General features: G+C 62.4%; 14 protein-coding genes. 6 read left to right on the top strand and 8 right to left on the bottom strand.

The window, feature by feature from the left end; genetic code table 11:
• The first annotated feature begins 156 nt into the window (after positions 1–156).
• Positions 157–915: a 3-hydroxyacyl-CoA dehydrogenase gene (locus tag BCA01S_RS23025; protein WP_027778943.1), complete on the top strand. Its 759-nt coding sequence runs from the start codon at positions 157–159 to the stop codon at positions 913–915.
• 114 nt (positions 916–1,029) lie between these two features.
• Here the strand turns inward: BCA01S_RS23025 and BCA01S_RS23020 are convergent, their stop codons facing one another.
• Positions 1,030–1,872: a SirB1 family protein gene (locus BCA01S_RS23020; RefSeq protein ID WP_027778942.1), complete on the bottom strand. Its 843-nt coding sequence runs from the start codon at positions 1,870–1,872 to the stop codon at positions 1,030–1,032.
• A 5-nt stretch (positions 1,873–1,877) separates the two neighbouring features.
• Positions 1,878–3,428: a murein biosynthesis integral membrane protein MurJ gene (gene murJ, locus BCA01S_RS23015; RefSeq protein WP_027778941.1), complete on the bottom strand. Its 1,551-nt coding sequence runs from the start codon at positions 3,426–3,428 to the stop codon at positions 1,878–1,880.
• A 501-nt stretch (positions 3,429–3,929) separates the two neighbouring features.
• On the opposite strand from murJ, the gene rpsT reads away from it, so the two are divergent.
• Positions 3,930–4,208, top strand: a complete 279-nt coding sequence (gene rpsT, locus BCA01S_RS23010; RefSeq protein ID WP_020069158.1) for a 30S ribosomal protein S20 — start codon at positions 3,930–3,932, stop codon at positions 4,206–4,208.
• Positions 4,209–4,392: 184 nt separating this feature from the next.
• On the opposite strand, the gene BCA01S_RS23005 is transcribed toward rpsT, so the two are convergent.
• Entirely contained in the window at positions 4,393–4,740 is a 348-nt protein-coding gene (locus BCA01S_RS23005; protein ID WP_027778940.1) for a DUF3579 domain-containing protein, read from the bottom strand.
• Positions 4,741–5,188: 448 nt separating this feature from the next.
• On the opposite strand from BCA01S_RS23005, the gene argF reads away from it, so the two are divergent.
• Together argF and BCA01S_RS22995 are read left to right on the top strand one after the other, a co-directional pair.
• A complete protein-coding gene (gene argF / locus BCA01S_RS23000) occupies positions 5,189–6,118 on the top strand; it encodes an ornithine carbamoyltransferase (protein ID WP_027778939.1) in 930 nt (309 codons plus the stop codon).
• 271 nt (positions 6,119–6,389) lie between these two features.
• Positions 6,390–7,616, top strand: a complete 1,227-nt coding sequence (locus tag BCA01S_RS22995; protein WP_027778938.1) for an argininosuccinate synthase — start codon at positions 6,390–6,392, stop codon at positions 7,614–7,616.
• A 274-nt stretch (positions 7,617–7,890) separates the two neighbouring features.
• Here BCA01S_RS22995 and murB read toward each other — a convergent pair whose 3' ends face one another.
• The gene (murB, locus tag BCA01S_RS22985; protein WP_027778937.1) at positions 7,891–8,937 is read right to left on the bottom strand and encodes a UDP-N-acetylmuramate dehydrogenase; all 1,047 of its coding nucleotides are present in this window, start codon (positions 8,935–8,937) and stop codon (positions 7,891–7,893) included.
• Positions 8,938–9,110: 173 nt separating this feature from the next.
• Between murB and BCA01S_RS22980 the strand changes: the two genes are divergently transcribed.
• Complete coding sequence (locus tag BCA01S_RS22980) at positions 9,111–9,596, top strand: YajQ family cyclic di-GMP-binding protein (RefSeq protein ID WP_020069163.1); 486 nt, start codon at positions 9,111–9,113, stop codon at positions 9,594–9,596.
• 133 nt (positions 9,597–9,729) lie between these two features.
• Here the strand turns inward: BCA01S_RS22980 and plsY are convergent, their stop codons facing one another.
• Positions 9,730–10,374, bottom strand: a complete 645-nt coding sequence (plsY, locus tag BCA01S_RS22970) for a glycerol-3-phosphate 1-O-acyltransferase PlsY (RefSeq protein ID WP_027778936.1) — start codon at positions 10,372–10,374, stop codon at positions 9,730–9,732.
• A gap of 161 nt (positions 10,375–10,535) precedes the next feature.
• Positions 10,536–11,027 carry a Cys-tRNA(Pro) deacylase gene (ybaK, locus tag BCA01S_RS22965; protein ID WP_027778935.1) on the bottom strand — a complete coding sequence of 164 codons (492 nt, stop codon included), beginning with the start codon at positions 11,025–11,027 and terminating at the stop codon, positions 10,536–10,538.
• A 140-nt stretch (positions 11,028–11,167) separates the two neighbouring features.
• Between ybaK and BCA01S_RS22960 the strand changes: the two genes are divergently transcribed.
• A complete protein-coding gene (locus BCA01S_RS22960; RefSeq protein ID WP_027778934.1) occupies positions 11,168–12,730 on the top strand; it encodes a class I adenylate-forming enzyme family protein in 1,563 nt (520 codons plus the stop codon).
• A gap of 46 nt (positions 12,731–12,776) precedes the next feature.
• Here BCA01S_RS22960 and xerD read toward each other — a convergent pair whose 3' ends face one another.
• Positions 12,777–13,736: a site-specific tyrosine recombinase XerD gene (gene xerD, locus BCA01S_RS22955; RefSeq protein ID WP_027778933.1), complete on the bottom strand. Its 960-nt coding sequence runs from the start codon at positions 13,734–13,736 to the stop codon at positions 12,777–12,779.
• Positions 13,733–14,203 carry a methylated-DNA--[protein]-cysteine S-methyltransferase gene (locus tag BCA01S_RS22950; RefSeq protein ID WP_027778932.1) on the bottom strand — a complete coding sequence of 157 codons (471 nt, stop codon included), beginning with the start codon at positions 14,201–14,203 and terminating at the stop codon, positions 13,733–13,735. Before BCA01S_RS22950 ends, xerD begins: the two co-directional genes overlap by 4 nt.
• Position 14,204 lies beyond the last annotated feature (1 nt).

The following is a 14,204-nucleotide window of genomic DNA, read 5'->3' as shown; positions in this document are numbered from 1 at the left end:
TCGCTGACAAGAAAAACCCGCCCTTTTCGGCGGGTTTTTTATTGCGTTTCCGCACGGACGTTTTTATTTGATCTCCGCCCATTGCGTTGTGGGATTATCAATAATTGAAAGCCGATTCAATCTGACTTACCTACCATATCGAGCAAAGGAGGAAACATGGAGATTCGCGACAACGTATTCCTGATCACCGGCGGTGCATCGGGTCTCGGGGCCGCCACCGCGCGCCTTCTCGCGGAGAACGGCGGCAAGGTCGTGCTGGCCGACCTCAACCAGGATGCCGGCGACGCACTTGCCAAAGAACTCGGCGGCATTTTCGTCAAATGCGACGTGAGCCGCGAAGACGACGCGACGCAAGCAGTTGCCGCTGCAACGAAGCTGGGCACGCTGCGCGGCCTCGTGAATTGCGCGGGCGTTGCGCCCGCCGTCAAAACGGTCGGCAAAGATGGCCCGCATCCGCTCGACTCGTTCACGCGCACGATCTCGATCAACCTGATCGGCACGTTCAACATGATCCGGCTCGCGGCTACGGCCATGTCGAAGAACGAGCCGAACGCGAACGGCGAACGCGGCGTGATCATCAATACCGCCTCGGTCGCCGCATACGACGGTCAGATCGGCCAGGCGGCTTACGCGGCGTCGAAGGGCGGCGTGGTCGGCATGACCTTGCCTATCGCGCGCGACCTGTCGCGCAATGCAATCCGCGTCATGACGATCGCGCCGGGCATCTTCGAAACCCCGATGCTGCTCGGCATGCCGCAAGAGGTGCAAGACGCGCTCGGCGCAATGGTGCCGTTCCCGCCGCGCCTCGGAAAGCCGGCGGAATACGCAATGCTTGCCAAGCAGATTTTCGATAATCCGATGCTCAATGGCGAAGTGATCCGTCTTGACGGCGCCATTCGCATGCAGCCGAAGTAACAACCGCCCGCGCCGCGAATTCCGGCGGCGACAACGAAAAACGCCTGCACATGACACATGTGCAGGCGTTTTATTTTGAAGCGCTCGCGAGCGCCGTTCGCTATTCGCTAGCTGCTAGTCGCGATCGTTATGCTGCGTGCGCTGACGCAGTTCCTGCAACTGCGACTCGACGACCGTCGCGTCTTCGGCATCCGGACGCTCGCCCAGATAGCGTTCGAGGTCTTCGAGCGCCGGGCGCAGATAGTCGAGGCGGGCGTACGCGAATCCGCGGTCGCGAATCTCTTCGATACTCTCGGGGAGCAATATTGCGAGGCGCTGCTGGACGGCAAGCAGGCGCTGCCAGCGCTCCGTCTGCAGATACGTGGACTTCAGATTGCGTAACATACGCGCGATGATTTCGCGTCGCGTGGCCGGCTGCAGCAGCATGCGCAGCGCCCTGCTCACCGATTCTCCAGCCGACGCGACATACGGCTCCAGCATGTCGACCATTTCCGACTCCGACAGCGAATGTCCGCTAGTCGGATCGAGCATCACGTCGCCGTCAGGTGTGGTTACGCGTAACAGGAAGTGTCCGGGAAACGACACGCCGCGCGCCGGGATGCCAACCTGCTCCGCCATCTCCAGATACAGGACGGCAAGAGAAATCGGAATGCCGCGGCGACGCTTGAGCACCGCGTTCAGGTGGCTGTTGTCCGGGTCGTAATAGTCGTTCAGATTGCTCGCGAATCCGAGCTCGCGGAAGAAAAACCGGTTGAGCACGCCGACCTTCTGACGGATGTCGGCGTCCTCCGGCATACGGCGCTGCAGGCGCACCACCAGTTCGTCGATCTCGGCCAGCGTGCCTTGCAAGTCGAGGTCGGGGTAAGCATCTTGCGCGAGCGAGAGCGCCGCCTCGGTCAGCGGCAAGCTTTCGTCTTCGGCGACGAGCGTGCTGAAATAGTCGAGAACCCGCGTCATCGTAATCACTTCACTCGCCTTTTGAAATACGCGTATTTGAAGCCCATCAGCCAAAGCATACCGAAATATAGCGCGGCGAACAGCACGAGGCAGGCGCCCAGCAGCGCGATACGGTCAATCGGCCGGTCATGCATGCCGATCCAGTCGAAGCTCTGAGCGAGCCAATGCATCAGGCCGGCCAGCACGAGGCACGCACCAAGCAACTGCACGAAAAACTTGAGCCAGCCGCTCGACGGCGTATAGATACCGCGCTTGCGCAACCCGAGAAACAGCAACAGCGCGTTGCCGCAAGCCCCGAGCCCGACACTCAGCGTGAGCCCCGCATGCGCGAAGATCGGCACGAACACGTAGTTGCTCAACTGCGTGAGGACGAGCACGCCGATGCCGATTTTCACCGGCGTCTTGATGTCCTGCTTCGCGTAAAAGCCCGGGGCGAGAATCTTGATCAGAATCAGGCCAATCAGGCCGACGCCGTAGGCGGCGAGCGCACGCCCCACCATGACGACCGAGTGGCCGTCGAACTTGCCATAGTGAAACAGCGTGGCCGTCAACGGCTCGGCGAAAAAGAAGAGCGCGACTGCGCTTGGCGCGGCCAGCAGGAACGTGACGCGCAAGCCCCAGTCGAGCAGCGACGAATATTCGTGAGGGTCGGCGTCGACATGCGCCTTCGAGAGACTCGGCAGCAGGATCGTGCCAAGCGCCACCCCGAGCAACGCGGTCGGGAACTCCATCAGCCGGTCGGCGTAGTTGATCCACGACACAGCGCCCGGCCCGATGCGCGACGCGATGTTCGTGTTGATGATGAGGCTGATTTGCGCGACGGACACGGCGAACATAGCCGGCACCATCTTCGAAAGCACGCGCTTCACGCCGCGATGCGCGAGCGCGCGAACCGGATTGAGGCCGATGCGCGGCACCATGTCGATCTTCTTCAGACCCGGCAGTTGCACGAGGAACTGCAACAGGCCGCCCACGATCACGGCCCACGCGAGCGCATAGACCGGCGTGTGCATTCGCGGCGCAAAGAACACCGCGGCGACGATGAACGCGACGTTGAGCAAAACCGGCGCGAACGCGGGCAGCGAAAAGTTCTTGTACGTGTTCAGAACGCTCGACGCGAGAGACGTGAGCGAAATGAAGATGATGTACGGGAACATGATGCGGGTCATCGTGACCGCGAGCGCGTAGGCCTGGCCTTCGTGGGCGAGACCCGAGGCAACCACGAACACCACGCCCGACGCGCCCAGGACGCCGATCAGCGACAGCACCGCGAGAGCCCAGGCGAGCACCGTCGAAGTGGCGTCGACGAGCGCCTTGGTGGCGTCGTGCCCCTGCTGGTTTTTGAACTCGGCGAGGATCGGCACGAAGGCCTGGGAGAATGCGCCTTCCGCGGAAATGCGGCGCAGCAGATTCGGAATTCGGAAGGCGACGTAAAACGCGTCGGTGTATTGACTGGCGCCGAACGCGCGGGCGATCAGCGTTTCGCGGGCCAGTCCGGTCACGCGCGACAACAGCGTGAAGCCGCTGACCGTCAGCAGGGCTCGGAATAGATTCATGGGGCGCTTATTATAAAGGTGACGCAGATGCGGACGACGAGCCGGAAGCGATTCGGACCGATTTACCCGGCAGACGTTCGCGGCGCGTTGGCGAATTGCGTCGTTTTTGTTGCCTCGCGCACGGACGGTTGAAGATGACTTGCGTCCGCGGACAGCGTTGGCCCCTCAGGTGAGGAGATTCCCGTCGACCAGACGCGGCACGCCGGCAGCGCATTCCCGTTGCCACGCCCATGATTTTGTTGCTATAATCGCCGGTTTCGAAGCTCGCTCAGTTCTCGGACGGCTTCCGGATAGGGCTGAGGCTGGCACCAGGTTGCCTGCCGCCGGTCTGCAATACGCCGGAACATGGCGCCGCAAACACGGGCCCGCCTTCGCGTAGTTCGATCGTTTTTCGACACTTTTGCGCTCTTGGGCAATCGCTTCCAAGAGTTCGGATCTAAAAGCAGCGCCTCACCACTTGAAGGTCAGGTACTGGAAACAGGAACAGGATAAGGAACCGTCATGGCTAACTCCGCACAAGCACGCAAGCGCGCCCGCCAGGCCGCCAAGGCAAACTCGCACAACTCGGCACTGCGCTCGAAGTTCCGCACGGCTATCAAGGCAGTGCGCAAGGCGATCGACGCCGGCGACAAGGCTAAGGCCGCTGAAATCTTCCAGGCATCGTCGAAGACCATCGACATCATCGCCGACAAGAAAATCGTTCACAAAAACAAGGCAGCTCGCCATAAGAGCCGCCTCGCCGCAGCCATCAAGGGTCTGCAGGCGTCCGCAGCACAGTAATTCCGGTCAGCCCGCTTCGGCGGGCTGCCTCCTGTTTCCGCTGCGCATGAAAGCCCGCTTTGGCGGGCTTTTTTGTTTTCTGCGTAAGACTTGAGAAGTGGCTCGCCGATCCGCCGCCACGCCGGCACAAAAAAACCCGCGATCAGCGGGTTTTTTTCATTCTGAAAGTCCAGCGCAGCGCGCCTTAAATGATGTGTCGTTTAGCTTGCGGCGGCGGAGCATGCTCGAGTTCGAGTTCGCACGCTTCGGTCACCACAAGGTCGTTGTCTTTCGCGAAGTTCATGACGAAGTCGAACGCCATCGGCTCGATGTCCCGCAAGCGCGAATCGAGAATCACGCACTTGAGGTCGCCAATCATGGTTGGCCGGACGTACACCGAGTACTGCATGTAGGCGTGCGGACCTCTCCGCGCACCCGGCCCGAAAGATGACATCACACCCGCGAGCCGCTCCGACCAGTCGCTCGGCCGGAATTTCTTTCCCGTCGACGTGATGCCCTGAATGAAATATTCGGTTGGAGCTGCTTCGGCCATGTAGGAATACCTGTGTGACTGCCCAGCGGACGACGGCGACAGCAAGCGATAAAACGGATTTCGAAACCCTGAGCGTCGCGTGTGAGCCGCTCCAGAGCGCCGCGCCGACGGAGACCGTGAGGCGGGCTGAGCCGCTGTGACGCACGTGGAGACGGCGCACCGCGAACTGCCCTTCCGAACCGCGCGAGCCATACGAGCCGTGCCCCCGCCGAAGCGAAGCACCGGCCTGCTGGGCCTTGGAATAACCCGCAGATTATAGCGCAGCAGGCCTTTTTCCGCACTGCACACAAGCTCGGTTCGACCGCACAACGAGGCTTTCAAAGCGCTTTTCCGGCCTTTTCGCCGACTCGTCAAATGAGGCGAAATCCTTTATGCTGCATTGAGTTACCACATAACGACGGCGGCGCCGTCCGGCAATCCTGCCGGGTGAGACCGCCGTATTTGTTTCATGACCGCCAAGAAAATTCGCCACTATCTGCAGTTCAAGGATTTCTCGCTAGACGACTACGAGTACGTGCTGGAGCGCGCGCGAATTCTGAAGCGCAAGTTCAAGAACTACGAGACTTACCATCCGCTGCACGACCGCACGCTGGCGATGATCTTCGAAAAGAATTCGACGCGCACACGCCTCTCGTTCGAAGCCGGTATTTTCCAGTTGGGCGGCCATGCCGTCTTCATGAGCACGCGCGACACGCAATTGGGTCGCGGCGAACCGATCGAAGACGCAGCGCAGGTGATCTCGCGCATGGTCGACATCATCATGATCCGCACCTTCGGACAGGACATTATTCAGCGCTTTGCCGAAAATTCGCGCGTGCCGGTCATCAACGGCCTCACAAACGAGTATCACCCGTGCCAGGTGCTGGCCGACATTTTCACGTACTTCGAGCATCGCGGTCCGATTCGCGGAAAAGCGGTTGCGTGGGTCGGGGACGCCAATAACATGCTGTACACATGGATTGAAGCCGCGCAGATTCTCGGCTTCAGGCTGCGCCTGTCCACGCCGCCAGGCTACAAGCTCGACCGCGCGTTGGTCGCAGCGGAGAGCGCGCCGTTCTTCGAGGAGTTCGACGATCCGAACGAAGCTTGTGCAGGCGCCGATCTCGTCACCACCGACGTGTGGACCAGCATGGGCTTCGAAGCGGAAAACGAAGCGCGCAAGAAGGCCTTTGCCGACTGGTGCGTCGACGCGGAGATGATGTCGCGCGCCAATGCGGACGCCCTCTTCATGCACTGCCTGCCAGCCCACCGCGGCGAAGAGGTGAGCGCGGAAGTGATCGACGGCCCGCAAAGCGTCGTGTGGGACGAGGCCGAAAACCGTCTCCACGTGCAGAAGGCGTTGATGGAATATCTGCTGCTGGGCAAGCTCAATCACTGAGCCGACCGCTTTGCAGCCACTGCGTGAGGCGCGGCCGGGCGTCGACTGAGCGGCAAGGCATCGGCGCCGGGGCCTCGCACAGCACCCAATGCGCCGCTGCACTTCCAGTCGACAATCGGGCCGCAAGTGAGCGCGCAAATGCGCCGTCACCCGGTCGCAGAAGCCGCAAAATGCGGCCACACTGCCGTTTAGTGTCAAAATAGTTGTTTTCCGCGCTCCGGGACCCGCCGGCGCGCCTTGTTTTCCCGCTTTTTCCAGCTACGAGTTCACCATGAGCGATATCAAGAAAGTCGTGCTCGCCTATTCGGGCGGCCTCGACACCTCCGTCATCCTGAAGTGGTTGCAGGACAACTACGACGCCGAAGTCGTCACGTTCACGGCCGACATCGGCCAGGGCGAGGAGCTGGAACCGGCGCGCAAGAAGGCACTGCAACTCGGCATCAAGCAGGAAAACATCTTCATTGAAGACCTGCGCGAAGAATTCGTGCGCGACTTCGTGTTCCCGATGTTCCGCGCCAACACGATTTACGAAGGCGAGTACCTGCTGGGCACGTCGATCGCGCGTCCGCTGATTGCCAAGCGTCAGATCGAAATCGCGCGCGCTACCGGCGCGGAGGCGGTGTCGCACGGCGCAACTGGAAAGGGCAACGACCAGGTTCGGTTCGAACTTGGCTATTACGCGCTCGAGCCGGGCATCAAGGTGATCGCGCCGTGGCGTGAATGGGATCTGTTGTCACGCGAAAAGCTGCTCGCCTATGCGGAAAAAGCTGGCATTCCGATCGAGATGAAGCACAAGCAAGGCGGCGCGCCGTATTCGATGGACGCGAACCTGTTGCACATCTCGTTCGAAGGCCGTCATCTGGAAGACCCGAAAGCGGAAGCCGAAGCCGACATGTGGCGTTGGACCGTGTCGCCCGAACAGGCGCCGGATCAGGCCGAATACGTCGATATCGAATACGAGCACGGCGACCCGGTCGCGCTGAACGGCAAGCGCCTCTCGGCAGCGGAAATGCTCACCGAGTTGAACCGTCTTGGCGGCAAGCACGGCATCGGCCGTCTCGACCTGGTGGAAAACCGCTATGTAGGCATGAAGTCGCGCGGCTGCTATGAAACGCCGGGCGGCACGATCATGTTGAAGGCGCACCGCGGCATCGAGTCGATTACGCTCGACCGTGAAGTCGCGCACCTGAAAGACGATCTGATGGCCCGCTACGCGTCGCTGATTTATAACGGCTACTGGTGGAGCCCGGAGCGTCGCGCGATTCAGGTGCTGATCGACCACACGCAGGAGAAAGTCAACGGCTGGGTGCGCGTGAAGCTGTACAAGGGCAGCGTGTCGGTGGTCGCTCGCGATTCCAAGGAAACGCTGTTCGACAAGACCATTGCAACGTTCGACGACGACGGCGGCGCCTACAACCAGGCCGACGCCGGCGGCTTCATCAAGCTGAACGCTTTGCGTATGCGCATCGCGGAGAACGCCCGCCGTCAGCGTGGCTAAGCCAGAAGCTTCGGCGAGGGCCACTTCGCGCCGTGTGAAGTTCTGCGCCGACACATGCACTCGGCGCGGCGCACGGTAGCGGACGGCGACGACCTGAGCCGCGACCGACGCGTGATGCGCCGAAAGCGCGGCTGACGCCGCAACGCAGGCATACAAAAAGGCGCCGGGGCCAAAAAGCCCCGGCGCCTTTATTTTTTCCTTACCGTCAGACAGTCAGCGGCTTGTCAGACCGGCTCACGGCGGCCACTTAGGTTCGGCGACGCGCCGCCTGTAATCACACGCAAACGGGCTCGGCTTCCAGTTCGACGCCAAATCTCGCCTGCACATCGCGTTGAATTGCTCGTGCAAGCGCCAGCACATCAGCCCCGCTCGCACCGCCACGATTGACCAGCACCAGCGCCTGGCGCTCGTGAACGCCGGCGGCGCCCAGCGCACGGCCCTTCCACCCGCAACGGTCGATCAGCCAGCCTGCCGCAAGTTTCACGCTTCCATCGGGCTGCGCGTACGAAATCACGTCCGGCTCGCGGCTTTTCAGCGCTTCGAACTGCGCGGCGTCTATCACCGGATTCTTGAAGAAGCTCCCCGCGTTACCCAGTTCAAGCGGATCGGGCAATTTGGCGCGCCGCACAGCGACGACGGCGTCGAAGATCGCCTGCGCGTCGGGCTGCCCGCCATTGGCGGCATAGCCGTTCGCGGCGAGTTCACGCGCCAGGTCCGCATAACCCGCGCGCGGTTGCCACGCCTTCGGCAAACGGAAAACGACCGACGTGATCACGAAACGATCGCGCCCTTCGCGCTTGAAAAAGCTGTCGCGGTAGCCGAACGCGCAAGCGTGCGCATCGAACTCGACCGTCTTACCGGACGCAAGCTCGACGGCCCGCAGCGACGCGAAGCGCTCGCACATCTCGAGGCCGTACGCGCCGATGTTCTGGATCGGCGCCGCGCCCACCGTCCCGGGAATCAGCGCAAGATTTTCGAGACCGGGTAGCCCTTGAGCGAGAGTCCACGCAACGAAGTCGTGCCACGGTTCGCCCGCGGCCGCTTCGACATACACGGCGTCGGCGTCTTCGCGCACGATCCGACGCCCGCGCAAGGCCACGAGCAACACCAGTCCAGCGAAGTCGCCTGTCAGCACGACATTGCTGCCGCCGCCGAGCACGAGACGCGGCAAGCCGGCCGCGCGCGGATCGCGCACCGCGGCGAGCAATTGCGCTTCGCGCTCAATGCGGCAAGCCCACTGCGAGCGGACATCGAAGCCGAAAGTGTTGTGGGCCTTGAGCGGATAGCCGGCAACGAACTCGGCGGAATCGGTGTGAGACATTGGATGAGAACTATCGGGCGACGAGCCAAAACGGCTTCGGGCTGCGGCCGCGCGGCGGCCTTAGGCAAATGGGGGCGGCGTCGGTAAAATGACACCGGTCCGTGATTATAGCGAGTGCCTCACGACGAGCCGACCGGCTGCGTCACGCACCGCCGCACTATTGGGAGAATGCAATGCCATCGTTTGACGTCGTCTGCGAAGCGAACATGATCGAAGTCAAGAACGCGATCGAGCAGTCCAACAAGGAAATCTCAACCCGCTTCGACTTCAAAGGGTCCGACGCGCGCGTCGAACACAAGGAAAACGAAATCACCGCCTACGCCGACGATGACTTCAAGCTCGGCCAGGTGAAAGACGTGCTGCTGTCGAAAATGGCGAAGCGCAACGTGGACGTACGCTTTCTCGACTACGGCAAGATCGAGAAGATCGGCGGCGACAAGGTGAAGCAGGTCATCAAGATCAAGAAAGGCGTGTCCGGCGATCTGTCGAAGAAAATCGTGCGACTCGTGAAAGACAGCAAGATCAAGGTTCAGGCGAGCATCCAGGGCGACGCGGTTCGCGTCACCGGAACAAAGCGCGACGATTTGCAAAGCGTGATTGCGATGCTGCGCAAGGATGTGACCGACACGCCGCTAGACTTCAACAACTTCCGCGACTGAGCGTTTGCTCAAGCGTTACAGCGCGTAAGCCATGACGGGCCCTGCTGCGGCGAGCGCAATTGCAAACGCAAGCAACAGTTCCAAAGGCATGGCGGCCGCAGCATGCAGCCGCACGCGGCCGGAACCCAGCCGCTCAACGATCCTCGCCTGCCCCCGCGCTCGCGGCCGCAGCCGCCTTTTTCTTGTCGCCGATGCGGCTTTCCTCGCCGCGCATCAGCTTGGCGATGTTGCCGCGATGACGCCACACGAGCAGCGAGCTCATCACGACGATGGCCAGCGCAATGATGTGCGGCCCGAACAGGAAGCCGTCGAAGATCGGCGCGAATACTGCCGCCGCCAACGCGGCGAGCGACGAATAGCGCGTGAAGAACGCCACGATCAGCCACGTCAGCAACGTCGCCACACCGAGGATCGGGTTGATCGCGAGCAGCACACCGGCCGCCGTTGCCACGCCCTTGCCGCCCTTGAAGCGGAAGAACACCGGGTACAGGTGGCCCAGAAACACGGCGACGCACGCAATCGCCACCGACGTATCGTCGAGCCCGTAATGGGCGCCGAAATGCACGACGAACCACACCGGCAGCCAGCCCTTGAAGGCGTCGCCGATCAACGTCAGGATCGCGGCCTTCTTGCTGCCGCTGCGCAACACATTCGTCGCACCGGGGTTGCCCGAGCCGTAGGAGCGCGGGTCGTCGAGCCCCATCGCGGCGCTCACGATCACGGCGAACGACACCGAACCGATCAGGTAGGCAACGACAGCAACGATCAGGTTTTGCATCTGTGACTCTTAAAAGGATCGGCGGTCTGCAACTGGATACCTCAACCGCTCGGGGAACGAAAATCGCAACGGAACGCGACGCAATGCGGCGGGGCACAGAGGCGGACCGAGCGGCGCACATTCTACCGAACGCGCGCCTGCTACGAACATTCAAGCAAACGTCAATCGACGCTCGCGCACTGCACCGGCTTCGCTGCCAGCAGGTCGGTGAGCACCTTCGGCTCGATGCTGACGAGAAAGCCGCGCCGGCCGCCGTTCAGCCAGATTCTGTCCATCTCGAGAATGCTCGACTCCACGTACACCGGCATCTGCTTGCGCGTGCCGAACGGCGAGGTTCCGCCGATCAGATAGCCGGAATGACGATTCGCCACGTCGGGCTTGCAAGGCTCGACGCGCTTCGCGCCAATCTGCCGTGCGAGGTTCTTGGTACTGACAGTACGGTCGCCATGCATGAGGACGATGAGTGGCTTGGCATGCTCGTCTTCCATGACGAGCGTCTTCACCACATGATGTTCGTCCACACCCAGCTGGCGCGCCGATTCGCCCGTGCCGCCATGCTCGACATAATCGTATGGATGCTCGCCGAAAACGACGCCATGACGGCGCAGGAACTGCGTGGCCGGCGTTTCGGATACGTGTCTGGATTTGCTCATCGGCGCATTGTAATGGCGAGTTTGCGCAACGGCTATTTGCCGAATGGTCAATTGTGCGGCTCGATGCATTGTGGCACGATCGTTCGAAAATCTTCCGGCGCGATGCACGCCGGGCACGCAATCGCATTCAGGAGACGCTCTTGAGCACCGCTTCGCCTTTACGCTCCACGATCGACGTTCCCGCGCTGCTGGCCGCCCTGCCCGCGCGCATCTCCGATATTCCCGCGCTAGCGGCCGGACGCGATCCGCAACACGTCGCGTTGATCGAAGACGGACGCCGTCTCACCAACGCCCAACTGGTTCAGGCCGTCGAGGCCACCGCTGCGTTGCTTCACGATTGGGGCGTGCGTGGCGGCGACCGGGTCATGATCGTGGCGGAAAACAGCATCGCGCAGATCGTGCTGCTCTTCGCGACCGCGCGGCTCGACGCCTGGGCTCTCGTGTCGAATGCGCGCCTGTCGGCGTCCGAGCTTGATGCGATTCGCGCGCACGCACAGCCGCGCGTGACGGCCTACGCGGTCGAAAGCTCAGTCGATGCCGGTCAGCACGCGCAGCGTCATCGAGCGAGCACAGCGCCAGACGTCGCGCCGGGTATCGGCGCGTGGTCCTACACGGTGGACACGTCCGCGCAAGCCGAACCGGTGGAAGCTGCGAACGACCGACAATGCGCGGCGCTCATTTACACGACCGGCACGACCGGCGCGCCAAAGGGCGTGATGCTGTCGCATCGCAATCTGCTGTTCATCGCCGCGGCATCGAGCCGTCTGCGCCAGGTCCGTCCTGACGATGTCGTCTACGCCGTGCTGCCGATCTCGCATGTCTACGGCTTTGCGTCTGTGTGTCTCGGCAGCCTGTACGCTGGTGCGACCTTGCGCCTCGCGCCGCGCTTCGCGCCGGAAGGAGTGCGGCGCGCGCTCGCCGACGAACGCGTGTCGATTTTTCAGGGCGTGCCGGCCATGCACGCGAAATTGATCGAACATTTGCAGACGCGCGGGCATCCGTGGCGCGCGCCGCATCTGCGCTTCATCTATTCGGGGGGCTCGCCGCTCGACGCCGCGCTGAAAGCGCACGTCGAAAGCGTCTACGGTCTGCCGCTGCATAACGGCTATGGCATGACGGAGAGCAGTCCCACGGTTTCCCAGACCATGCTCGACGCGCCGCGCCGCGACTGCTCGGTGGGCGAAGTTATTCCGGGCGTCGAAGTGCGTTTCGTCGGCCTGGACGGCGCCGATGTCGCGGTCGGCGAGACCGGCGAGCTATGGGTGCGCGGCCCGAACGTGATGCTCGGCTACTATCGCAACCCGCAGCAAACGCGCGCCGCCGTGACCCAGGACGGCTGGCTGAAAACCGGCGACCTGGCGAGGCAAGACGCCGACGGCGCGCTGCATATCGTCGGACGCAGCAAGGATCTGATCATTCGCTCCGGCTTCAACGTGTATCCCGCCGAGGTCGAGCACGTGCTCAACGCGCATCCGCAGGTCGTTCAGTCGGCGGTGATTGGACGCCCCGTCGAGGGCAACGAAGAGGTTATCGCGTTCGTCGAGCTGGCGGCTAATGCAAGCGTGACGCCGGCCGAACTGGTTGCCTGGTGCGTCGAGCGCCTCGCGCCCTACAAGCGGCCCGCGGAAGTGAAGGTGCTTGCCGCGTTACCCGCTGCATCGACGGGAAAGATTCTCAAGCACCGGCTGCGCGAATTCCTCTGAAGCCGCAACATGACGACAGCGACAGCGGTTAGCTCATAAACCACGTTCACCCACGCGGATGATGCTGCGCATGCAGCGACTTCAGCCGCTCGCGCGCCACGTGCGTGTAGATTTGCGTGGTCGAAATATCGGTGTGCCCAAGCAGCAATTGCACCACGCGCAAGTCGGCGCCGTGATTGAGCAGATGCGTTGCGAACGCATGCCGCAATGTGTGCGGCGACAACGGCGCGTGCACGCCGGCCACCGCCGCATGTCGCTTGATGATGTTCCAGAACTGCTGGCGCGTCATACCCTCGGCACGGCTCGTGACAAACAGCGCGTCTGCCGCGCGCGCGCCGAGCAGCGCCGGGCGTGCTTCGCGCAAGTAGCGCTCGATCCAGCCGTGCGCCTCTTCGCCGAAAGGAATCAGCCGCTCTTTCGAGCCCTTACCCATTACGCGAACCACGCCTTCGTTCAGACCGACTTCCACCGTCTTCAGCGTGACGAGTTCGGTAACACGCAGGCCGCTCGCGTACATGAGTTCGAGCATCGTGCGATCGCGCAGACCCAGGGCGGTCTCGATGTCGGGCGCGCCGAGCAACGCCTCGACTTGCGCTTCGCTGAGCGTCGACGGAAAACGCGGCGGTTGCTTAGCCGAACGGATGCGCAACGTCGGATCGACTTTCGCGCGATGCTCGCGCACGGCCCAACCGTAGTAGCGGCGAAACACCGAGAGGCGCCGATTCGCGGACGTCGATTTGTCTTTCTGACGCGCGGCGCTGTATGCGTTCAGATCGGCCTCGCTAACGGTGTCGAGCGATGCGTTGCGCGTTTGCGCGAGCCATTCGCTAAAGAGACGCAGGTCGCGGCGGTATGCGTCGAGCGTGTTGCGCGACAGACCGTGTTCGAGCCAGAGCGCGTCGCAGAATGCGTCGATCGACGCGGAACTCGTCGCGAACAAAGGCGACGATAGCGGCGACGGCGGAGGCGATTGCGCGCTCGCGTCTTCAACCAGGGTATCGCTCATGCGTAGGGAAGGCCTTCATGCGTCAGCAGCCAACGCTTGACGTTGCGAAAGAAACCGTCTTCGGCGTGATGCGCGAATCCGCCGATGCCGCTCGAACTCACCACCCGATGACACGGAATGACAATGGGAAAGTAATTGGCGCCGCACGCCTGACCGACCGCGCGCGGCACGCTGCCAAGCTGCCGGGCGAGCTGGCCGTAGGTCAGCACGGCACCCGGCGGAATCTCGCAGATTGCTTGCCACACGCGCCGCTGGAAAGCGGTGCCGACCGGCGCGAGCGGCAGTTCGAATGTCGCCGACGCCTCGCTGAAATACCGCTCGATCTGCTCGACCGCCTGTCGCGCCAACGGCGTGTCAGGCGCGACGTTCTGCATCGACTCGGGCAAATAGACGATCTCGCGCACGGCCTCGCCTTCCAGGCGAATGCCGACCTTGCCGAACGGCGCGTCGATCACTGCGTTGAACATG

This window comes from Paraburkholderia caledonica NBRC 102488, assembly GCF_000685095.1.
GTDB lineage: Bacteria > Pseudomonadota > Gammaproteobacteria > Burkholderiales > Burkholderiaceae > Paraburkholderia > Paraburkholderia caledonica.
Note: the sequence above shows the minus strand (reverse complement) of the source record. Positions and strands in the feature narration are given on the sequence as shown.